Below are 22,776 nucleotides of genomic sequence, written 5' to 3'. Positions count from 1 at the left end.
GGAATTTTTCCCATCCTTTTCCATTCTTAACAGAGGGATAGGTAATAACTTTATAAGAGAAAATAAGCTCCTGTTTTTTCTAGTTCCAGTGCTATAAGAGCATCCAGTCCTGCTTCAGAAGGGGCGCCTATCTTATCAATTAAGAGTAAAAGAGGCTCTTCTTCATCGTCATCAAGTTCAATATTTACAAGCCATTCTTTATTAATGAATAAAAGGTATTGGTTATCCCCTTGTCCATAATCAATCCATTGTAGAACGTAAAGTGACTTTATTTCTGGAATGTGAGTCTCTATTAACTTGATAATCTTCTCTTTATTAAAGTGAGAATGGAAATACCTCGTCAAGTTAACAATCCTTTGCTCGATCTTCATCTCAGTAATGGTATTTCGCAATTTGTACTTCATCTTATGCGTCCTTATCTTTATGCAGCAATAAAAAAGGGAAGTGATCCTTAGATCATTTCCCTCACTTTCAACGCTGCTTTAAGCGTTAGCTGATGCGCTTTAATTAGATACGATAGAAAACACCAAGCTTAGCTGAATGCTCATTAGCCTTCACATTGATTGATCTATCCGTGCTGCCTAGGTAAGCTTGACCAAATCTTGGGAAGTCTTTTACTGTAAGGTTCTTTCCAGGTACATAGCTATAAGTGGCTCTCCAGCCAAACTGATCACTGTTTCCGAATAGACCTTGTAAGCCAACTTGGACTAGTGGTCTTACCATCCGCTTTCCAAAATTAAATTTGAGTGGAGCAACCTCATCCTCATAGGTTAAGGTATGCTTTATAGATTTAAACCCGCCGCCAATATACATGATTGTCGTCTGACCAATCTTAGCTCCAATCTTCGCTAATATTCCTAATCCTAGGCCTTTACGTGAACCTTTAATTTTTGCAGCTAGTATGTCAACGTTCATTTTGGCAATTTCTTTGCTACCGCCAAAACTATAATCTCCAAAAAACTCTAGGCCTAAAAGCATAGAATTAGTGAACACATGATCATATCCGAAAGATAATCCAAGATTTGGTTGCGCAATATTATTCTTTGTTGTGCTATGTATGTTTGTGGATGGGCCATCATTTAAATCTAGTTCAGCACTTGAATAGCTTGTTCCTAAATCAGCGCCCACATAAAACCCTTGTAGACCTTTAGCATTTGCTGCTCCAAATGCGATACCTAAAGCAAACACTGTTTTATAGAATTTATGCATAATAATCCTCTTTAATTTAAATTTTGTATGTTTGGTTTATGAAAATCTTTAAGCATTCTCTGTAAGTTACGAAAACTCCTATAAGAACAAAGATTTCCATATTTAAGTTTCATTTCTAGCAACTGCTCTTTAGCGCCTTCTTAATGACCACCCTGAAACCCGGCCCTGTCTGTCTTCATTAGCTGAATTCGAATTTAGCACTGTCACCGGCTGTACTGTGAGAGCGGGAGCCGCCCCCTGACGTCGCCGTTCTGCAGCTTCCGCAGCAAGACGATTAATTTCTGGCCGTTGGAGTTCTACGGCAAGATTGTTCTGCTGTTGATGCTGAAGTTCTTCTACAATTTCATCCAGCCCTTGCCTAAGTTCTTCAAAATCACCTAGATTGACTTCCTCTTCGCCTTCAGATTGTTCATCTTCAGAATCGCTAGAAGTCTCTGCGGCTCTTTCAGTGACAGCTTCTTGCAGGGCGCTTTGCAGCAGATTTAATAGGTCCTCATTTCTTTGCTGTGCTTCTTGACGTTGAGCTGCTTCTCTTTGCTGCACAATCCTTTCATAATCCCCAGGATTACCATAAATACCCGCCCTCATAAGCGCTTCAGTAAATTCTTCGCGCGTAGAATTTGTCTGTACGTCTAAAGCATCACGGAGGGGTACGCCATTCACATTAGGGGTAGCCAATCTAATTCCTCTTCCCCCTGTCATGTAAGCATACTGTACATGGTTTGGCGTATGAATAATTGGTCCTATGGTAGTTTGAAAGGTTTCTGTCCAATTTCCTCTAAATTCTTGCTGAGGTATATCCATACTGCATACCTGAGACATTAGTAAAGCAGAGGTAAGGTAAATTTTCCTCATCTATAAGCTCCTATTATTAATTATCAAACTTTATACCTATCAAAGCTTCAGCATTAAGAATCAATTCTATAGAGACTCATCAAACTCCCCCGGTGCAAGCCTTCTATTGTAAGCCACTGTTATTGAGCTACGCTAGAAAAGACCTAACCATGTATTGATGATGAGAAGCGTTAGGGCATTAATAACGCTAACAAATTCCACACTGATTCCATGCTCCGGAAAACAATATGTATCAATTGTTGCAATTTGTCTAATAAATAATTTCTGTATTATTACAATAAAGTTCTGGTATTAATAATGAATTTGAATAAAATTTTACTAATTTGTTATATATCTGTGTTGCTTTGTTAGTTTGTTTATTATTAACGTTATAAATTCTCTGAAAATTTACAAGGATCTACTGGGATAGTAGTAGAAAGCAAAGCGTGGCTACTGTATAAACTACTACCCATAATTTGAAGAATACTTAACCTCTTCTTAAAAAAATAGATGACAAAACTTGCCGTCTATCATTATCAGTTGAGTGCATATTAAGCTGTATTGCTCCTACTGCTCCTAGACTTTCATGCGCTTCATGGGCTTGCTGGGCGAGAGTCTCTTGGCGGATCCGTTCTGCTTCCTGAGCAGCTCGTTGGTCTTCTTCAGCTTTACGATGACGCTCTTCTTCTGCGCGGGCTTGCTGGACAAGGGCCGCCTGGCGGATACGCTCCGCTTCCTGAGCAGCTCGTTGGTCTTCTTCAGCTTTACGATGACGCTCTTCTTCTCGGACTTGCTGGGCAAGGGCCGCCTGGCGGATCCGTTCTGCTTCCTGAGCAGCTCGTAGGTCTTCTTCAGCTTTACGATGACGCTCTTCTTCTCGGACTTGCTGGGCAAGGGCCGCCTGGCGGATCCGTTCTGCTTCCTGAGCAGCCCGTTGGTCTTCTTCAGCTTTACGATGACGCTCTTCTTCTCGGACTTGCTGGACGAGAGTCTCTTGACGCACCCGTTCTGCTTCCTGAGCAGCTCGTTGGTCTTCTTCAGCTTTACGACGACGCTCGTCTTCGGCGCGGACTTGCTGGACGAGAGTCTCTTGACGCACCCGTTCTGCTTCCTGAGCAGCTCGTTGGTCTTCTTCAGCTTTACGACGACGCTCGTTTTCTTCGCGGACTTGTTGGGCAAGAGTCGCCTGACGAATACGCTCTGCTTCCTGAGCAGCTCGTAGGTCTTCTTCAGCTTTACGATGGCGCTCTTGTTCTCGGGCTTGTTGAGCAAGGGTCGCCTGCCGAGCCCGCTCTGCTTCCTGAGCAGCCCGTTGGTCTTCTTCAGCTTTACGACGACGCTCGTTTTCTTCGCGGACTTGTTGGGCAAGAGTCGCCTGACGAATACGCTCTGCTTCCTGAGCAGCTCGTAGGTCTTCTTCAGCTTTACGAAGGCGCTCTTGTTCTTCGCGGGCTTGCAGGGCAAGGGTTTCCTGACGCGCCCGTTCTGCTTCCCGAGCTTGTTGCTCTTCTTCTTGTTGCTCGCGGGCTTGTTCAATAGCAAGGTGAGCTTCTTTTTCTGTGATTTTATGTTCTACTTCGATAAGACGAGCTTCTTCTTTCTTAAGTTTACGTTCTTCGTCTATAAGACGAGCTTCTTCCACCTTAAGTCTGAGCTCTTCTTTCGCAAGCCAAGCTTCTTTCTCAGCCAGCTGCTTTTCTTCGGCTTTGTCTTGAGGCTCCACTTTCTCATCATGTTGAAGTGCCAGCTCCTCATGAGTCAACAGTTCCGTTTCCGAATTTAGCTGTACTTTCAACTCTTCTATCTCTTCAGCGAGTCCTTTTGCTGTTTTTTCCCTGATTTCTCTTATTGCTTTGATTCCTTTTTCTAGCAGCCGTTTGCTTTCTTCTTTAATTTCTTCTACGGCATTTTGAGTTAAGCGTTCTCCTTCTTTTCGTAATTGCTTTATTTCCTCCTTAGGGGGTTGATGCGCTTCTTCTGCTGGCCTCTGCTTAGTAATTTCGGGACCTTCGTGGGCACCCTCTAGCCTGTCTTGCTGATGAGATGGAGTAGGTGGCGTGCCCCCGCTAAGAGTGGGCTCATCTAATTTCGGAAGCTCGATGCGCACCCTTTTGCCAGTTTCAAGCTTAGGAGTTAAAGCAAATTTGAGATTTAAAGGGGGTAGTCCAACTCTTAATGCAGCTTTGAGCAAGTTAGATCTAAGAGTGTCTTTTTTTTCATGATTAGCACGATCAAAAAGATTCGTATATCTTCTACCAGTAATGCCTGGAAAAGGGTACTTTAATTCAAAGTGATCGTCACTCCATGTATAAGATAGAGGAGCTGGATTCTCTTTATGGAATTCCTGGTCTCGGATCTGCTTAGCATAATTTGCCAAAGCCGGACTTAGAACTAGAAGCTCTGAGAACTTTAATTCTTCTATATCTGCAATCAGGTAATTAACGTCGTAATGGGTTTTTCTGTCTGAGTCTAACTTTTGAAGCACTTCCTCCCGCGTTAAACCTAGATCTTCCAATCTCCATTCTCCTCCGGAAGGGAGCTCTTGGTAAATGTTTAGGCCCTGAGGCTGTTGATTATCGCGTGCTTGAAATAGCATTTCAAATAATTGGTTTTCGTTCACGATTGGGCAGACAGGCTCTGGCCGTTCCATCGCTAGACTAACAGTTGTTAAGGAGACACAAAGAAAAGCAGCTCTCTTAAATTTATTTAATAATTTATTCATATCTATTCCCCCTTATTTTATTTGAGAGTATTCTTATAATGATACTCTTCATCAAGGTTAAAGTTTCTAACAAAAGATACGGTTTTGAGAATCTTAGATTAAAAGGGAAGGCGGATTTCAATTTCCTAACTAGAATTTTGGTACCGAGAGCGTGGGGAAATTAGCGATTTATCTGTTTTCCCTTCTATGGAGAGAAATTCTCATGAGAGAGTTTCTACAGAGGGGGATTAGGCCGCTGTCGCTGCTTTATTTAAGCGATTTTTGACAGCTGTAAGATGACGATTGCGTCTCATCTCAACAGATTCATCCTGCTGTACCTTCTTTGGAGAAGAACTGCCCCAGAAGTAATTATAAGCAGCATTGCCCAACGACCAAGTGCTGGATGCCGTATATTTGCCCCCAGCTAATGACAATTTTCCAGCTTTAATCACCGCCTCGGCTCCATACTGGGCGATATAGCCTCCCGTTGCTGCAAGAGTCATTTGTGCGGCGGTGGATTGAGACACCATCATGCCCAATTTCGTTGCCGCAGCAATACCAGTGAGACCACTTATACCCATCACATTTAAAGCATAAGAAGCCCCATAATAGGTTCCCCATAAAAGTGCAGCGGGACCATACATATAGGTAACGGCTAAGCCAGCACCGGCAGCGCCTAATTTGATTGCGGAGATTATGCCGCTAGAAGCTGAGGGTACTTCTTCAGCTTGATTGGCTGAAGGCAACTCTTGCACGGTTACTGTTGTATTGTCTGTCTTTGATAAGGCAGGCGTCTCATTAACAACAGTAAACCCTTGCTCTTTGGCAGCTCGGAATTCAGGATTTTCTTGCTCGAGTCTTGGGAGAGACCAAACGTTGGGTGCTTTCCAAGCAGTATTGGTATCAAGGGCTTGCGCTTGACTAAGTGTTGTAGATAATAATAAGCTAGTGATAAGTTTCTTCATTCTTGATTCCTTTCTTGTAAGTGAAGAACTTCCAAGTCTCTCAGAGAAGGAGTCGGATTTCCAATCTGAGAGACAAGGGCGAGATTGTAATGCTGTTGCCCAAAACTTTGAGAATAGACAGGCACTACAAAAGGCTCTAAATCATGAAAAATCGGATGATAAAGGGCAGGTATACAAAAAGATGAGGGTAAGATGTTCGGGCTAACTCTCTCCCATAAATCTAGCTCTTTCTCAAGCGCTGATCGCGCATCTTGCATATGATGAGCCAGAGAATTATCTGTAAACGCTAATAAGGCACTTACTTGTCCGTGAATGTCAAGCAGTAAGAAGCTCCCCATTAAATCGAGGGGATAGTATTCTTGAATATTGTGTTTTTTTAGCAGAGAACTCAGATAATCTTTAAAACAGGGCTCTTTTAAAGCAGAAATCTCCTGAGAGTCTAGAAACCATTGCTTAAGTAAAGATTCCATATGTTTTTCAGTTACTTTCTCAAAGTATTTATATACTGCTTGTTTGATAACTTGCTGTAAATGATCTCGAAAATTAGAACTTTTCCTAGGAAGGCAATAATTTATCCATCCGTGATTGAAGGCATTTATAACAGTTTCCGCTTCTAAGGTGCTGTTAAGGAAGATCTTTTGAATGTTGGGATCTGTGATCTGACGGCAGATATCAAGTCCACTTACCCCTTGAACTTGCTCATCAATCAGCACACAAGAGATTGTTTGAAATCGGTCTAAATTATAAATCTCTTCATAAAGATAGCCGGCACTATTATAATCTAAGAAGGGTTCACAACTCTCGAGAACCCGATCAAATAAAATTTTAGATTTGCTCGACGAATTTAAGAAATTCAGGGCTGCTTGCGGCTCTGTGATAAGATGCCAAGTGTTCGTATGCTGAGGGTTATGAGAATGTAACTCATCAAGAAAAGCTTCATCATTAGTTAGACAAATGACCTGAGTTGGGAAGAGGCAGTAAGGGAAGTTGGTCATTGCAGAATCTCCAGAGCACTGTCATCAAGAAAGTAGTTAGGGGTAACCCTTAAAATTCGCCATAACTTAATTAAGCAGTGAGGCGGAATCTTATCTTTTCCGAGTTCATGCTCACCAAGCTGGTGATTGGCAGTTTGCACTAGTGAAGCTAAGGGATATTGCCTAATATTTAATTCTTCTCGGCTTTTTTTAAGTTTTAAGCCCATATAAGTTTCTAGAATAGAGGAGGCTTTATCACTCATTACAAGGTCACCTTTTTAGGTATCTAGGTGCAAACAATCCTAAACCTAGGTAGGCTCAGTCCTATGTTTAAGACAGCATCAATCATCGGCTCTTTAAGCTAATGAACAAAAGGATTGTCGCGGAAAGGAAACAACATTGCTTTCAGATACAGATAATTTCTCTTTTCTTTCTAAAAGAGTACTTAGGAAGCTGACTTTGTGGGAGCGAGCAACCTGTAAATATTGCCTGATAAGCGGATCAGATTTTTGTTGTACCCACATTCTTCTTTGGACTTGGCTCTCAATATCCTCTTTCTCATCCAGAAATTCTTCGTAATGATATTTTGACGCAGGCAGAATTAACAACTTTCTTCTGCCTTCCGCAGTACTGATGATAGAAATTTCAGAGAAAAGATAGCTATAAAAATCAAGTTGGGCAGCTTCTTGTTTGGTCAAAAAGAACGCAACTTCTGGCTTGCTACCATAATGAGCACAGAAATAGATAACATCAAGAGCTTGTAAAACCAGTTCAATGAGAGCCGCATCATACAAGGACTCACTAGTTCTCTCCAAGCTTTCGTTATCTTTAATAAGAAAACTATTTAATCGAAGACACTCAGTATGTTCTTCTAGGCCCATTTCAATAGATAAATTTGTTCCCAGTTGATGGAGGTGAAAAACTGTCTGTTTAGCGGTATTTACTACTTTGCACCCATAGGAGAATAGCAATTCTTCTGATTTCCAGCATTTAATGTAAGCCTTCAATCCAGTCTGTAAATTTAAATTTAAAGTATTGCCCATGTCTACAACCCTCTCTCCTAGTAATACCGTTAAACAGACATCAATATACTCTCGCCTCGCTTATACTGTGAACTGAGGTTATGGGTTCCTACCCTTTGTTATATTGTTGTTTTTAACCTTATTTTTTCAAAAGAACTTAAGCGGCAATCAGAAACAAAAAAATATAGTGTAATAGTAAAGTATATTTATTATGTCATAGATCTATATATATAAATTTTACTAACTCTGGTTTTTAGATAAAAAATATATTATAAACCCACATTATTAGGAATAATATCGGATCCTATAAATGTAAATTTCAAAGATGATAATAGGTGTTAACAAAAATAGAAAACACTCACTCAGTGGTTAGTGCTACTAATAGCAGCGCAGGGTTTATAAATACTCTTATTTAGAGTATAGTGACGGCAAATAGGAGGGCCATTACAGCTTATGGAATGGAATCGATTAAAGACATTCTATTATGTAGCAAAGTATCAAAGTTTTAAAAAAGCCTCAGAAGAACTCGGAATTGCTATCTCCGCGCTCAGTCGGAGCATTTCTCTTCTTGAGCATCAATTGAAAACCATGCTTTTCTATCGTAATCCTACCGGCGTTTCTTTGACAAAGGAAGGGCAGACTCTTCTAAATATGGCACAATTAGTTTATTCAAGAATAGAAAAAGTTGAAAATGAGATCTTAGAGGAGCATAAATCTCCAAAAGGGGAGCTGCGGGTATTTGCAACTCAAGGAATTGTGAATTTTTATTTGTCACCCTTTTTACCGGAATTTATGAAGCTTTATCCTGATATCAATTTACGCATTTTCGGAATGGATACACTGCCCGATTTTGATTATGGAAACGTCAATGTGGCTTTATGTCCGCCTATTCCTGAAAGAAAAGGACTCATACAAAAGCATTTGTTTACGAATCATATTCAATTATATGCAAGTCCCCAATATTTAGAAATATACGGGACGCCTGAGACTCCTGAAGATTTAGAGCATCACGCTTTAATTGGAATAGGAGATGAACTGCATCGATTCCATCAAATGAACTGGCATCTAAGCCTAGGATGTAAAAGAAATGAGAGTCGCAATCCTTATGTAACGATTAATACCCCAAATGGCAGACTAATGTTAGCAGAGCAAGGTTTTGGTATCGCGGCAGCCTCTAGGGAGCATCCGGGGCTTAAGGACATGAACTTGGTCCCTGTACTGACGCATATTGAAGCTCCTATATTAGATAATTACCTCATATATCCAGACTACCTAAGTAAATCAAAGCGTGTCCAAGCCTTTGAACATTTTATGGTGCCGAGATTTCATAAAGCATATGGCGAGGGCTAATGAATAAAGTTAAAAAGGAAATAAAATGATTAATACTCCCCCAGAAACAGACGGGCTGATTGTAACTCTTAATAAGATGGGTTATATGAATACTGAACCAGAATTTTATAACGAGGCCTTCATCGATTTTGCCGGGCAATGTTCGCATCCGTGTCTTGAAATAGGAACAGCATATGGCAAGACAACCATTGCTGCCCTAAAAAAGGGAGCCACTATGATTGCTAATGATTTATCAAAGGATCACTTAGACATCGTTCTACAAAATACTCCTGAAAATCTGCAGAATAATCTGACTTTGATGCCAGGGGCATTTCCCAACGCCTTATCAATTGAGGACAACAGCCTAGGAGCCGTTCTTTCATCACGAATGTTGAATTTCTTAGACCCAGAAATTTTGCCAAGTTCAATAGATAAGATTTTTAAATGGATAAGACCGGGGGGTAAATTCTTTGTCTTAGTCTCCTCACCATATATGGGCAACTTTAAAGAATTTGTCCCCCATTACCTAGCGGCTAGAGCTCAGAATAAACCGTGGCCTGGTTTGTTAAAGGATATGGCCAATACGGTGCCTGAGCGTGCGGAAGACTTACCTTCTTTTATGAACTTGCTCGACATTGAGGATATAGCTTTATTACTGGTTAATTCAGGCTTTCATATTGAGCGTATTGGTTATTCGCCTGTCTCTTCACGCTATCCCTTAGATGTGAGGTTTGATGGACGAGAGCACGTGGGCGCAATCGCAATTAAATCTTAAACAAGAAAGAGAATAAAATGGCAAATAAGTTGTCAAATAAAAAAGTTATCTTGGCTTCAATGGTGGGAAACACTCTCGAGTTTTATGATTTCTCCTTATTCGTTTTTTTGAGCCCTATCTTAGCTCCCTTATTCTTTCCTGCGTCCGATCCATTGATATCTCTTATTGCTACCTTAGCCACATACGGAGTCGGGTATTTTATGAGGCCTTTAGGGGCCATTTTTTTTGGCCATCTTGGTGACAAATATGGGCGTAAATACGCTTTAAGTTTTTCGATCATTTTAATGGCTATTCCCACTTTACTGATTGCTTTTTTACCCACCTATGCCCAAATTGGTAAAACTGCTTCCTTAACTCTCATCATTTTACGGCTTATTCAAGGTTTTTGTGCAGGCGGAGAATTTAATGGGGCCGGGATATTTGTTGTAGAGAATACCCAGCAGAAGAATAGTTTTTATGGATCACTTATCAGTTCTTCCACAGCAATTGGTGGACTATTAGGGTCTTGTATTTCCAGTATTGCTACGCTACCTGGAATGCCTAGCTGGAGCTGGAGAATAGCTTTTATGCTGGGCGGTGTCGTGGGGATAATTGGATTGTATATGCGGCGTCAGCTCATTGAGACTCCTGTGGATTCTCAAGTTGAAGAAAAAAGACTTACGACCTCGCCTTTGCTCCATTCCCTAAAGACAGCATACCCTCAAATATTAGCTACAATTGGCATTGCAGCCTTTGCGGGTTCAATGTACCACTTATCTGTTTATTATATTAGCGTCTTCCTGGCGACTCATGCGGAGTGGCAGCTATCAAATTCTCTTCTGTTAATGAGCATTGGTACGGTTGTCTATATCTTTATGGTTCCATTTTTCGGATACCTGGCTGATAAATATGGAAATAAGCGAGTAAAACTAACCGGCGCGTGGGCGACATTATTAAGTATATATCCTTTATTCTCTCTCCTTCTTTCTGCGACTTCTTTTTATCAGGCGATGGCAATCCAGATATGTCTGGCTTTATTGTCTGCTTGGTTCCAAGCGCCGATGACAGCGTACTTAGCAAAGCTTTTTCCTTTAAATATTCGTTATAGTGGTCTGGCCTTTGGATATAATATTGGTATTGCCTTATTTGGAGGAAGTACACCCTTAATTTGTTCGCTTCTTATTCGCTGGACGGGGTCGTCAATGATGCCTGCTTTTTATATAATTGTGATGGCAATCGTGGGAATATGCGCCGTGCGGTTCTCTAAAGAACGGGAATCATTCGCATAAAGTGGCAAGGTTAATTTAGGTTGGAAACAATTCAACAGCAGCACTGTAGGTCTGTGTTCTAGAAATGAGAACACACCTTTCTTAAAAATAGAAAACAATCAATGAATGTTTGGTGCTATTAAGGACGTGTTAAATTAATAAGGCGTATATTTTGAGATAAATACAAGCCATATGGAATATGTAAATTTATGGAATGGAATAGGCTAAAAACATTTTACTACGTGGCAAAATGCCAAAGCTTTAGAAAAGCGGCTGATGAATTATGCGTTGCTGTATCAGCTCTTAGCCGCAGCATCTCACTTCTTGAGCATCAATTAAAGACCACTCTGTTTCATCGCCATCCCACGGGGATCTCGCTGACCCAGGCGGGCGAGACATTATTTGAGACTGCGCAAGCGGTTTATTCTGAGATAGAAAAAGCTGAAAACCAGATATTAGAAGGTCAGGCTGTTCCAAAAGGACCTCTTACAATTTCAGCCACTCAAGGGATGGTTAATTATTATTTAACACCTTTCCTACCAGAATTTCAGAAGCTTTATCCGGAAATAAATCTAAGTATTTTTGCGCGCGACGTTATCCCTGACTTTGATCATGGGTATGCTGATATAGCTCTGTGCCCACCTAATCCGTTACGAAAGGATTTGGAACAGAAGCATCTCATTACCAATCATGTGGTTCTGTTTGCCAGTCCTGAATACTTAAGTAAGCATGGGACGCCTCAGGATCCCCAAGATTTAGATCACCACCAACTGATTGGGATTGGAGATTTCCCAGGCTTTATGGAAATGAACTGGCATTTAAGTTTGGGAGTAGCGGACGAGAGCAACCGGAATCCCTACATCTCAATCAGTTCTCCCCAATCACGGCTTTTTCTAGCCGAGCAAGGCTTAGGAATCGCGGCTGTCTCGAGAGAGCACCCAGGACTAGATAAAATGAATTTAGTTCAAGTTCTTCCACATATCACCGGACCGGCGATCGATATCTATATTATATACCCCAAACATCTAAAAAACTCGAAACGGATTCAGGCTTTCGAAAATTACATGATTCCCATGTTTAAGAAAACCTATAACCCTGATTAAATAAAATAAAAAAGGAAGCTAAGAATGAAGCATACCCCCCCAGAAATAGATGGCCTTATTGTTACTCTTAACAAGATGGGCTATATGAATACTGAGCCAGAATTTTATAATGAGGCGTTCATTGAATTTTCAGCTCAATCTCCTGCTCCCTGCTTAGAAATAGGAACTGCTTATGGGAGAACGGCGATTGCTGCCTTAAAAAAAGGGGCAAAAATTATTGCAAATGATTTGTCGAAAGATCATTTAGATATCCTTTGGCAGAATACTCCCGAAGATTTGAGGGCAAATTTAACTCTTATACCCGGTGCCTTCCCAGAAGCACTTTCCATTGAAGATAATACCATCGGAGCCGTCCTCTCTTCGCGCGTCTTAAACTTTGTGGAACCGGATACCCTACCTTATGCCATCGAGAAAATCTATAATTGCTTAAAACCAGGAGGCAAATTCTTTTTCCTCGCGGGTTCTCCTTTCATGCATAACTTTTTCCGCTTCCTTCCGGAGTATTGGGAAAATAAAGCAAAAAATGCTCCTTGGCCGGGGCTTCTAAAAAATATACCTGCGTACGTTCCAGAGCGAGCAGAGGATCTACCTTATTTCATTAACCTTCTTGATATCGAAACAGTAAGCTTACTGGTCAATAATAGGGGCTTTATCATTGAAAAGATTGGTTATTCAGGGGCTACTTCTTTGCATCCTGACGATATGAGGTTAGATGGTCGTGAACATGTTGGAGTGATTGCAGTAAAACCATAATATAATAAACAAGGATAAAGAAGATGCAGCAAACTGCGCCACGCAAAATTGTTACAGCCTCTATGATCGGTAATATATTGGAGTATTACGATTTCACGCTTTTCGGATTTTTAAGCCCGCTTCTAGCTCCGTTATTTTTTCCAGCTTTTGATCCTTTAACTTCGCTGATTGCCGCCCTCGCTACTTACGGCGTTGGATATTTTATGCGTCCCTTAGGGGCAGCCTTTTTCGGGTACGTGGGCGACAAATATGGGCGTAAAAGAGCCTTAAGCTTCTCGATTATATTGATGTCGGTTCCAACCGTGTTAATAGCTTTCCTCCCTACCTATGAACAGATCGGAATTTTAGCGCCTATTATTCTAATTCTGCTCCGCCTTTTACAAGGATTTTGTACCGGAGGAGAGTACAATGGGGCAGGAATCTATGTGGTCGAAAATGTAAACATCAAAAAAGCTGGCTTTTTTGGCTCTCTAATTACAATATCTAGCGCTATTGGGGGGCTTTCAGCGAATGTGGTTTCAAGCATTGTAACCTTACCCCTCATGCCCACATGGGGATGGCGATTAGCTTTCTTAGTCGGGGGGGTCATTGGCGGAATTGGTTTATATATGAGGAAAAAGCTACCTGATAATAGTTTACAAGAAATTAGAGCGAATAATGAAGTCCGACCCAAGGTACCGCTTTACCAAGCTATTACACAACATTATCGCTCAATGATTTGTACGATAGGAATTGCCGCTTTTTCCGGCGCAATGTATAACATCTCTTTTTCTTATACAAGTGTATTCCTGTCAACGCATGCGGAGTGGCACTTATCGGATTCACTTTTTTTGATGAGTTTGGGAACCATTGTATATATTCTCACTGTTCCCTGCGCCGGTTTTCTAGCAGATAGGTTCGGAAATAAGCGGGTCATGCTCACAGGAGCGCTCGCAACCCTTATTTGTATATATCCCTTATTCTTAACACTTTTATCGGCCAAGACTCTCTATCAAGCTTTAGTAGTCCAAGTTTGTCTTGCTTTACTCGCAGCATGGTTTCAGGCGCCAATGAATGCCTATATGGCAAAGCTATTTCCTGTAAAAATCCGCTACAGTGGGTTAGCTCTCAGCTATAACATAGGCATTGCTCTATTTGGGGGAACCACGCCGATGATCTGCTCTATACTTATCCGTTGGACAGGCCAACAAATCATGCCCGCATTTTATATTATTCTTATTTCATTGATTGGCATAGGGGCAGTCTTGCTTTCTAAGCCTAGGGAAGCTCTAGCGTAAAAGCTTACGCTGTCTTTCCAATAGAGAGGGGATGAGGATAAAGAGGAGAGCTACTTCAGATATAGCTTTTCCAATATTAGCTTGTACTCTAATAGAATAATTTTTTATCAAAGTGCTGCCATTTCATCGCCTAAGAATCAGCATTAATAAGATAACCTGTTTCTTGATCTTAGATTAAAATCCATGATTTGTATGCGGTAGAAGAGGGGGCAGCTTAGAGCATTAATTGAAAATTAGGCTCTCTAATCTAATTTATTGGACGTCTATTAAATTAATAACCGTCTTAATTATTTGATGGAGAGTTTGCAATGTTTCTTAAAAAGCTTTTTGCCCCATTACTGTTAATCTAATTCTTATATGCAGCGGATACCAATGATCCAATTATTCAAGAAGCGGCCACTAAGTTCTCACAAGGTTTACAATCTTTATCGGCTCCTCAAAATGTGAAAAGTGATATAGAGATAACAACTGTAGCTTTCATGCAAGGGCTCAAAACTCTGGATAATCTCCAAATAGAGGCTAATACTATCATTGGAGTCCTGGATTCTATTGAACAATCAAATCCAGCTTTCTCAATGCTTATAGGGAAATTGCAGCACAATGCTGATCAATTTGAACAAGAAAAGGCGAAAGTATTAGTAAGTCTCAACACGCTAAAATCCAAGCTTAACGGGGTTGCAGGCAGCCAAACCTTGATGGCACCGCTCCATCGGATGGAGATACGCCTTACAACTGCACAATAAAGGATTAAAACCAACCAAGGGGAGAACAAATACTCTACATATGCTTGGTTGGTTTAAAGCTTAGCAATAACGAGAGATGACAAAAATTAGAAAAACGTATTAATGATCACGTTTATTTCTTGTCTCTCTCTCATCCCTCATTTAATTCACATCTAAGAATTGTTTCAAATTGTTCAATGCCTCTGTCGGTATCTAAGATTACCCCTGCAATGTAATCAATTTTAGCTCACCCTTAACATGGTTTAGGAAGCTAATTCTCTGTTTGGTAGCTCATCAATATTGCTAATGCTTCAGCGAAGGCTGCCTTGCTTGTGGAACGGTTAATCATAAATTAAGAACTGATTACGATTTGTCATAAATTGTTATTAGCCTTATTATACTTATGTAGATGTTTTTTATGTAAAAATTGGGTTGATAGCGGAGAATAAGGCCATGAGTTTTTTAAGCAATAGTTCTCATCGAATATTGGCTTTTGCGATTTTTTCAAGCCGATGGTTACAAGCGCCGCTTTATCTTGGCTTAATATTTGTTCAATGCATTTATTTATATCAATTTCTGAAAGAACTCCACCAGCTCTTTAATGAAATAAGTAAAATGGGAGAGGACGATATTATGCTCGTGGCTTTGGGGCTGATTGATGTGGTCATGATCTCCAATCTCCTTATTATGGTCATTATAGGAGGGTATGAAACCTTTGTTTCGCGCTTGAGAATGGACCGGCATCCAGACAGTCCTGAATGGCTGTCCCAGGTCAATGCCAATACTATGAAGATTAAGCTAGCATTAGCCCTGATTGGAATCTCCTCAATTCATCTGCTCAAAACATTTATTAACCTTCATAAGATTCCAGATCGCGAAGTTTTATGGCAAGTTATTATACACACCGTCTTTTTATTTTCAGCTTTCTTCTTGGCCTATACTTCTAAATTGGCTCAAGACATAAGCCATAGTCCGGGTGATTAAGTCGACTGTCTTTTTAGAGTTAGGTTCTTTTGATCCTAACTCTTATAATTAGTCGCTATCGCCAAAAAGGTCTTCTGATGCTAAGTTGATTCCGGCCCTTCATGTGTTATAGGGGGACTATATCCTAGGTCCATGTGATGACTCTGGTAAAGGCCAGAAGAGCTCTTCTTAAGGTAATCCTCTTAAAATTATTTGCAATTTACAGCCTTCTAAGCTCTTGCTCAGGTGACATAAATGTGTTACATGCATCTAATAATTTGTCTTGCTCTATATTAGAGGAATAAGTAAATCTTTATAAGAACTCGATAATAAAGGATTAAAATAAAAATGATAAAAATTTATAAAATATTGTCAATTTTTCTGTGGACTGCACTTATTTCTTCTTTGAGTCTGGCTATGGAGCAGCAAGAAGACAGATCAAATGCAAGCGATGCAAGAAATCAGCAAGTTAGTGACGTATTATCCTCCGTAGAGGAAGGTTCTGTTGGTGAGCAAGAACAGATTGCTCAGCAAAGTAGCCAGCTTGATACGACTCCTAATTCCCGACAGATTCTTTCAATTTTAAGTCTGCCAGAAGAAATTTTAGTAGAGATCTTGAAGTATGCCTCACAAAGAGAAAGCCATAACCATCTGCTCCAATTGCGAAAGGTCTGCTCAAGATTTAATAGCACTCTATTGTCGCAGGGCCAATTCTGTCGAGATTATGAAGGGAAGATGAGATTAATAGCAAATAGAAATACTGAGATTTTTAAAAAAATTACAGATTTCATTATAGCCCATAAAGATAGAAAAAAAGACGAAGTGCATCATTTTAGTGAAGATGACAAAACCTCTTGGGGAACTTTAATAGGAAGTGCTTACTTTCATCTAGGAGAATTGTATCTAGATGATATATTTAATATACCTAACTACCAACATGCTCTTAAGTGCTATATTAAAGCTTGTCAGTATGGATCCAAAGCAGCTTTAGCAAGACAAGTTTTAATGTATCAATATGGTTTAGGGGTCCAAAAGAATGAGGATGAAGCCCAGGTCTTGTGCGAAAAGGGACCATTCCATCCCCGTTATGGTGCCTATGAAGCTTTAGGAGACGGTCACAATGGCACACATGAGATGTTGGGGGAAATCAACAAACCTTTGATTGCAGTTGAAATGTTGCAAAGAGCTGTCCAAGAAGGATCAATAGAGGCCATTTATACCCTCGGAATAATGTATTATTACGGCAAAGGCATAGAAAAAAATCACACAATGGCTATCCAATTCCTTGAGAGGTTTAAAAATACTCCACCCGAAGCATTTGCAGATGAAGTAATAGATGAAAGTGTAGGAGATATGACAGATTTCTATATGGGTAAGGCTACATTTCTGTTAGGAAAAATCTTTTACGAGGGGACAGCTGGAGAAAAGAATTTCAAGAAAGCAGTAGAGTATTTAAAAGAATGCTATCCAACAAAAAAATCCGGCTTTTATCTTGGTGATATATATGAAAACGGGGGCAGGGGTATTGAGACAGATAACAAAGAAGCTGCATATTGGTATGCAAAAGCAGCTGAGGACGGGAATGAAGAAGCGCAGAGGAGATTAAATGTTATGGTGGCAGAAGGACGTATCTCCAAGAGCACCCTTAAACAGATAAGTGAGAGAGAAATGTATTAGGTAGTTATGGACAAAACTCCAATGATAATTGGGGTCAGCAATAAGATCGCTTAAGGATGCTCTACCTGAAGAATGAAACTAAAAGGATAAGTTATGCTTATCCTTTTATATTTTTATTAAGCCTCACAATAACTGTTTAAAACTCTATAAACTAAACTTCTGATAAATAGTGACAAGCGTACAAGAACTTCAGGAGTAGAGAAAGCAGCTCTGCTTGGAGAAAGTATCTGCACGTCCTTCGTGATGAATCGGAGTATAAGCCGAGAAGAGTTAAAATCTTTAGTTTTTTTAAACTCTCACAATATGTTTGATTCTTGACCCTTCTATTTGAGTGATTTATAAAACTCCAAGAATTAATAAAAATTACTTATGCCTAAATATCTATTTAATATCAATTCTGTAATTAAGGTAAAATAATGATAATAATTTATAGAGTACTAGTCCTTCACTTGTGTGTGGCAATTTTATTTTCCTTGAGTCAAGCAGGGGAAGAAGAGATGATCTCAGCCGTAGGTTATAAAAGGGGCTACCAAATTATGGAGAACTTAGCTGCAAATGCATCGGAAGAGCAAGGCGACACTCAAGGAATCCTTGGCTCTGAAGACAGACCAGCCCCCTTTAAAAAAGTCGCACCGGGATTATGATCCTGCTTTTTCTTGGTCTCTGTCCGCAATACCGAGGAATATTCTTGAGAAGATTTTAGATCATACATTTGCTATCAGTACCAATGAAGAGCTTCTGCAATTACGGCTAGTCTATTCCCTTTTTAATGACACAGTTCTAGCCCTAGGCCAAATATGCCTCTAAAGGGACAAAAAGTAGTGGTAGCCCACAAGAATGTAGAAGATTTTAACAGACTCGTAAAAATTATTAACATTAACACAGATAACACGTTAAAGACGAAACTTTGCTGGGAGAGACTTACTTCGCTTTAGGAGAGTTATATTTTCAAGGTATTTTTAAGTCTCTGAATTATCAAAGTGCTCTTAAGTATGGCAATAGGAAAGCCGTTGCAAGATTAAAGAGGATGGCTGAAAAAGGTCAGGCCGCCGAAGAGGTGTATCTGCAGGCGTCTGCAAATCTTAAAATAGATGGATAGCTCTTATATGGGGAATAAGCTGAAGAGTATCTAAGACTACAAAAAATGACTGGGACACAGGTGTTCCCCCTCTAATAAGAGAGTAATAGCTATGACTTATTAGTTGGAAATATAAAGCTCAGAGGAAGATAAAGACAAGCAAAACAGAAACTCTCTTGTTGCGTCTCCCCCTCTGTAGCTAGCGATCACCAAGTCTGACCCTAGAAGAGGAGGTGCAGAAAGATGCCAGATTTAGGTTGCTTACTAAAGGGCTTAGGTAGAAAACCTCTGCGTTCAGATGCTTATCTTCTGAACTCTGAAAGCTAAGAGTCGACCTAAATAAACTCCTTAATATAAACGAGGCTGCTTGAACTTTGTCAAACAAGAGTGTGAAAAGTCAGAAATTAATTTGTTATCCCTTTTTTGTAATAAAATCTTTTCAATGTTATCTGAGCCAGTTTTCTTGAGCTCGAAAACTTCTATATTACAGCTAGGTTTATTCCAATGGTAGCTCAATTCGTAATCTTTACCCTCTTCAAATGTTTGTTGTATAACGACTCCACATTTATAAGAATAGTACCCTGTAGCTTCAGTATGTTCAAACATATAAACTTGAGGGATATTAGCAGTGATAAGGAATTCTTTTGCAGCATTTTTATGATAGCCTCCTAAAGGCATGCCAAGGCTCCTCGGATCACTATTAAACAAGAAGCCATTTCTGAGTCTCATCATTTCATGTTCATCATTACATTCTTTAGAACTGTATCCTCGAATAACAGTTATGTATGGTGTATCTGTAACGAATCTGACTCGCGCGACCGGTCCAGATTTGGGCTCTTCATAAGTCACTGAGGCGCATCCTGTTACTGTTGCTGCTATGAATAGTAGGGTAACAGGGGCATTAATAAGGCGGATAAATATAACTTTCATCTCAACATGTTAACTCAATAAAAAATATCTTGTTCTGGTATACATATTAATATTTTTATATTCAAGACTTTTCTTGTTAAATGGCCGAATTTTGATTAGGTCCTCACTTCTGAGCGTTCCCCTAATTTCTAGCACTTTTTAAAAACTGTGAGAACACATTGGTAGGCTAACCCTAAACAAATCAAAAAACAGTTGGGTGTAAGGTCGAAATATCTCTCTATGAGGGGATATAAAAGTGGCAACCCTTTCTATCTTTTAGCGGGAGAATAATAAATATTATAACAGATATAATGTCTACAATCAGATAACAGGTTTATAAGCCTGCTATCATTTGTTGAAGGTGATGGTGAATCGTATTAATGTCTTGGCCGGCATCAACAAGGCGGCAGCGTTGGGGATGATTCTTGGCAATTTCTAAGTAACCATGGCGCATCCGATTATGGAATTCAATATCCATCTTTTCAAACCTGACCTCACTGGTACGCCGCGACAAAGCTCGGTTAATGCCAATCGCGGGATCGAGATCAAAGACAAACGTAAGGTCTGGTTGGACGCCTGGGAGAACCGAGTTATGCAGATTCCACAGAAAATCAATGTCAAGCCCCCGCCCAAAGCCTTGGTAAGCAATGGTGGAGTCCGCAAAGCGATCACAAATAACCCAAGCGCCGCGATTGAGTGCCGGAGAAATTACTTTTTCCCAGTGATCAACCCGCGCTGCATTCAGCAACAAGGCTTCAGTAACGCCGGACCACCGATTAACATCGCCGGACACCAACAGGGCGCGAATCAGTTCGGCCCCATCTGTCCCCCCCGGTTCACGGGTTAGAATTACTTCATAACCTTGTTGGCGTAAATAGTCGGCCAATAATTGGCACTGGGTGGACTTGCCGGTGCCTTCACCGCCCTCGAAAGTTATAAATTTGCCTGCACTCATGACTTAGCTCCAAAGATATGAGTCACCGACCGCCAGATCTTTTTAAAGATTCCTGCTTTTTCAATATCTTTTGTGGATACGAGATTAAATTCTAGCGGTTGGCTATACATGGGGGCAGTCACAATAAGCTTGCCCAAGGTCTGTCCGGTTTTAAGGGGAGCTACCACCGTTTCATCAAACTTAATCTCATATTTAACTTGGTCTTTTACCACCGTTGGTACGGTAACAAAAGCATCCGCGGCTGCGGCTACAGGCACAATATTCTCTGCGCCTGAATAGACCGGGGCATTCTGAATAGGCACACCTTTTTTGGCTAAGGTTAAGGTTGTGAAAGTCTTCAAAGCCCAGGTCGAAAGCTTTAAAGCTTCAACTGCTCTCGTTTTACTGGTTTTAAGGCCATTAATGATGACGATAAATCGTTTATCATTGCCTACCGGATCAGTTTCCTTGACAGAAGCTACCAAACCGTAACCGCCTAGATCTGTCATACCGGTTTTAAGTCCGTCACAGCCAATATTTTTATCCAATAATGGGTGGCGGTTCGGTTGGTTAATGCCATTATAGGTATAGGAGGTCTGGGCGAATAAACCATAATGTTGCGGGTAATCATGAATCACACGATAAGCAATTTTAGCCAGGTCGCGCGCCGTGGTCTTATGGTCAGAATCAGGTAGGCCGCTCGCATTCTTGAAAGTCGTATTAACACAGCCAAACTCTTGAGCCTTTTGCGTCATTTCGGCTGCAAAAATTTCTTCTGAACCTGATAATCCTTCAGCTAAGGCAACGGAGGCATCGTTTCCCGATTGGATAATAACCCCGTGTAAAAGTTCATCAATAGTGACCTGTGAGTTAACGTTCAAAAACATTCTTGAACCACCGGTGCGCCATGCTTTTTCACTAATAAAAACAGGTGTGTCGGCTCGTACTGCACCTTTTTGCATTTTCTCGAAAGCCATATAAGCGGTCATAATTTTGGTCATGGATGAAGGATACATCGGCATATCCGCATTCTTCTCATATAAGACTTTGCCAGAATAATAATCCATGACAATCGCTTGCTCGGCAATAGTGTCAACTCCCAAAGACGCTGCAATAACAGGGGATACCCCGGGAATTTCCAAAGGAGGGGGAGGGGGCGGAACCTGCTCTTTAGCTGGCAGTTCTGCTTGGGGCTTGGGTTTTTTAGGTTTAGCTTCAGCATTAAAAACTAAAGACAATAGCAATAAGCTTAAGATAGCCTTCTTGTTCACGAGAGTACTCCTGGTTGCTAATTTATGATGAGGCGAGCACCGTAATGCCCTTCATTGGTAACATTGGAAAGTTTTTGCTTGGCGATTTGGCGGTTGGCATAGGGGCCAAGTTTGATGGTGTACATATTGCCGCTAGCTTTGTCGCGCACAATAGTAGAGGTACCATGACGTTGGAGCTGTCGTTTGAGCCGTTCAGCATTCCCTTTTTGCACAAAGCTGCCGACTTGGATAAAATGGCCTCCCTTTGATGGGGAAGTGGCGCGTACTTTGGCAGCCACTTTATTTCTTTTGGGGCTAGCTGTATCTAATAGCTCTTCGAAAATAATCTCGTCATCTCGGGTAAAGGTTAATTGTTGTACTTTAGGTTGAGGACGGTTGCTGCGCATAACGGTTTGGTGAATAGTCGGTTGGTGTTTTGCATCACTGCGCATAACGGCCTTCATAACTTCCGGATCTTCAGCCATAACTTCTTCTTGCGGGGTTTTACCAGAGATTTCTTGGAAGTAAATATCGTCCCATTTGCGCCCAGAAGGATCAATTCCATAGCGACCATAACGTTTTAAATAATTAGCTAAGGCATGGCTTTCGTCAGGAATAGCTCTAACTCGGACCCGAACTAGCCCTTTATTAAAGGTCCCTAACTCTTGCGCTGCCTTTTTAGAAAGGTCAATGATACGGTCATCAACAAAAGGCCCCCGATCGTTGACGACTAATTTAATATTTTTACCATTTTCTAGATTGGTAACTTCGACAACTGAGGGGATGGGAAGGGTTTTGTGGGCCGCTGTATAGGAATGCATATCATAGATTGATCCACACGAGGTGGGGCGTTGATGAAAGCCTGGTCCATACCAGGAGGCAATGCCATCCTCTTCATAATCATAGTGATCTTGGGGATGATAAGTTCTGCCTTGAATAGTATAAGATTTCTTCGTACCCGTGCAGATTTCTTTGGCAGCCTTCGAGGGCGGGCTGCATGTACAGCTCACAAGCAATGCAGATGTTGCAATGACAAGTAAAATATTCTTCACGG

The 22,776-nt window shown here is 40.7% G+C and carries 22 protein-coding genes; 10 read left to right on the top strand and 12 right to left on the bottom strand.

The window, feature by feature from the left end; genetic code table 11:
• Positions 1-50: 50 nt before the first annotated feature.
• The 8 genes from HMO_RS0102315 to HMO_RS0102280 all read right to left on the bottom strand — a co-directional run bounded on the left by HMO_RS0102315 (position 51) and on the right by HMO_RS0102280 (position 7,726).
• The gene (locus HMO_RS0102315) at positions 51-404 is read right to left on the bottom strand and encodes a hypothetical protein (protein ID WP_010298240.1); all 354 of its coding nucleotides are present in this window, start codon (positions 402-404) and stop codon (positions 51-53) included.
• A 103-nt stretch (positions 405-507) separates the two neighbouring features.
• Positions 508-1,209 (bottom strand): hypothetical protein, encoded by a 702-nt coding sequence (locus HMO_RS0102310; RefSeq protein WP_010298237.1) that lies wholly within the window; start codon positions 1,207-1,209, stop codon positions 508-510.
• Positions 1,210-1,338: 129 nt separating this feature from the next.
• Positions 1,339-2,064 carry a hypothetical protein gene (locus HMO_RS0102305; RefSeq protein WP_010298234.1) on the bottom strand — a complete coding sequence of 242 codons (726 nt, stop codon included), beginning with the start codon at positions 2,062-2,064 and terminating at the stop codon, positions 1,339-1,341.
• A gap of 466 nt (positions 2,065-2,530) precedes the next feature.
• Positions 2,531-4,765 carry a hypothetical protein gene (locus HMO_RS0102300; protein WP_010298231.1) on the bottom strand — a complete coding sequence of 745 codons (2,235 nt, stop codon included), beginning with the start codon at positions 4,763-4,765 and terminating at the stop codon, positions 2,531-2,533.
• A gap of 227 nt (positions 4,766-4,992) precedes the next feature.
• On the bottom strand, positions 4,993-5,709 hold the full coding sequence (locus HMO_RS0102295; protein WP_010298228.1) for a hypothetical protein: 717 nt from the start codon (positions 5,707-5,709) through the stop codon (positions 4,993-4,995).
• The gene (locus HMO_RS0102290) at positions 5,706-6,704 is read right to left on the bottom strand and encodes a response regulator transcription factor (RefSeq protein WP_010298225.1); all 999 of its coding nucleotides are present in this window, start codon (positions 6,702-6,704) and stop codon (positions 5,706-5,708) included. Before HMO_RS0102290 ends, HMO_RS0102295 begins: the two co-directional genes overlap by 4 nt.
• Positions 6,701-6,946, bottom strand: coding sequence for a helix-turn-helix domain-containing protein (locus tag HMO_RS0102285; protein WP_010298222.1), 246 nt, complete (start codon positions 6,944-6,946; stop codon positions 6,701-6,703). The genes HMO_RS0102290 and HMO_RS0102285 overlap by 4 nt, the downstream gene beginning before the upstream one ends.
• Before the next feature lie 93 nt (positions 6,947-7,039).
• A complete protein-coding gene (locus HMO_RS0102280; protein WP_010298220.1) occupies positions 7,040-7,726 on the bottom strand; it encodes a hypothetical protein in 687 nt (228 codons plus the stop codon).
• A gap of 432 nt (positions 7,727-8,158) precedes the next feature.
• Between HMO_RS0102280 and HMO_RS0102275 the strand changes: the two genes are divergently transcribed.
• The 10 genes from HMO_RS0102275 (at position 8,159) to HMO_RS0102230 (ending at position 18,195) form a co-directional block, all read left to right on the top strand.
• On the top strand, positions 8,159-9,055 hold the full coding sequence (locus HMO_RS0102275; RefSeq protein WP_010298218.1) for a LysR family transcriptional regulator: 897 nt from the start codon (positions 8,159-8,161) through the stop codon (positions 9,053-9,055).
• Positions 9,056-9,080: 25 nt separating this feature from the next.
• Positions 9,081-9,809, top strand: coding sequence for a class I SAM-dependent methyltransferase (locus tag HMO_RS0102270; protein ID WP_010298216.1), 729 nt, complete (start codon positions 9,081-9,083; stop codon positions 9,807-9,809).
• Between the two features lie 17 nt (positions 9,810-9,826).
• Positions 9,827-11,077, top strand: coding sequence for an MFS transporter (locus HMO_RS0102265; protein WP_010298213.1), 1,251 nt, complete (start codon positions 9,827-9,829; stop codon positions 11,075-11,077).
• Positions 11,078-11,265: 188 nt separating this feature from the next.
• The gene (locus HMO_RS0102260; protein ID WP_010298209.1) at positions 11,266-12,159 is read left to right on the top strand and encodes a LysR family transcriptional regulator; all 894 of its coding nucleotides are present in this window, start codon (positions 11,266-11,268) and stop codon (positions 12,157-12,159) included.
• 24 nt (positions 12,160-12,183) lie between these two features.
• On the top strand, positions 12,184-12,912 hold the full coding sequence (locus HMO_RS0102255; RefSeq protein WP_010298206.1) for a class I SAM-dependent methyltransferase: 729 nt from the start codon (positions 12,184-12,186) through the stop codon (positions 12,910-12,912).
• A gap of 23 nt (positions 12,913-12,935) precedes the next feature.
• Positions 12,936-14,189 carry an MFS transporter gene (locus HMO_RS0102250; RefSeq protein ID WP_010298205.1) on the top strand — a complete coding sequence of 418 codons (1,254 nt, stop codon included), beginning with the start codon at positions 12,936-12,938 and terminating at the stop codon, positions 14,187-14,189.
• Between the two features lie 479 nt (positions 14,190-14,668).
• Positions 14,669-14,932, top strand: coding sequence for a hypothetical protein (locus HMO_RS0102245; protein WP_010298202.1), 264 nt, complete (start codon positions 14,669-14,671; stop codon positions 14,930-14,932).
• A gap of 432 nt (positions 14,933-15,364) precedes the next feature.
• Positions 15,365-15,895, top strand: a complete 531-nt coding sequence (locus HMO_RS0102240; RefSeq protein WP_010298199.1) for a TIGR00645 family protein — start codon at positions 15,365-15,367, stop codon at positions 15,893-15,895.
• 327 nt (positions 15,896-16,222) lie between these two features.
• A complete protein-coding gene (locus tag HMO_RS0102235; protein ID WP_010298196.1) occupies positions 16,223-17,551 on the top strand; it encodes an F-box/SEL1-like repeat protein in 1,329 nt (442 codons plus the stop codon).
• A gap of 416 nt (positions 17,552-17,967) precedes the next feature.
• Positions 17,968-18,195, top strand: a complete 228-nt coding sequence (locus HMO_RS0102230; RefSeq protein WP_029448216.1) for a hypothetical protein — start codon at positions 17,968-17,970, stop codon at positions 18,193-18,195.
• Positions 18,196-18,977: 782 nt separating this feature from the next.
• Here HMO_RS0102230 and HMO_RS16710 read toward each other — a convergent pair.
• The 4 genes from HMO_RS16710 to HMO_RS15370 form a co-directional block, all read right to left on the bottom strand.
• On the bottom strand, positions 18,978-19,559 hold the full coding sequence (locus HMO_RS16710; RefSeq protein ID WP_139016800.1) for a hypothetical protein: 582 nt from the start codon (positions 19,557-19,559) through the stop codon (positions 18,978-18,980).
• Between the two features lie 313 nt (positions 19,560-19,872).
• Positions 19,873-20,493, bottom strand: coding sequence for a dTMP kinase (gene tmk, locus HMO_RS0102215; protein WP_010298185.1), 621 nt, complete (start codon positions 20,491-20,493; stop codon positions 19,873-19,875).
• Positions 20,490-21,743: a D-alanyl-D-alanine carboxypeptidase family protein gene (locus tag HMO_RS13485; protein WP_010298183.1), complete on the bottom strand. Its 1,254-nt coding sequence runs from the start codon at positions 21,741-21,743 to the stop codon at positions 20,490-20,492. The genes tmk and HMO_RS13485 overlap by 4 nt, the downstream gene beginning before the upstream one ends.
• Before the next feature lie 17 nt (positions 21,744-21,760).
• Complete coding sequence (locus HMO_RS15370; RefSeq protein ID WP_010298179.1) at positions 21,761-22,774, bottom strand: septal ring lytic transglycosylase RlpA family protein; 1,014 nt, start codon at positions 22,772-22,774, stop codon at positions 21,761-21,763.
• Positions 22,775-22,776: the final 2 nt, after the last annotated feature.

This window comes from Candidatus Odyssella thessalonicensis L13, from assembly GCF_000190415.1.
In the GTDB taxonomy this organism is placed as follows: Bacteria; Pseudomonadota; Alphaproteobacteria; order Paracaedibacterales; family Paracaedibacteraceae; genus Paracaedibacter; species Paracaedibacter thessalonicensis.
This window is presented reverse-complemented; position numbering and strand designations above follow the sequence as displayed.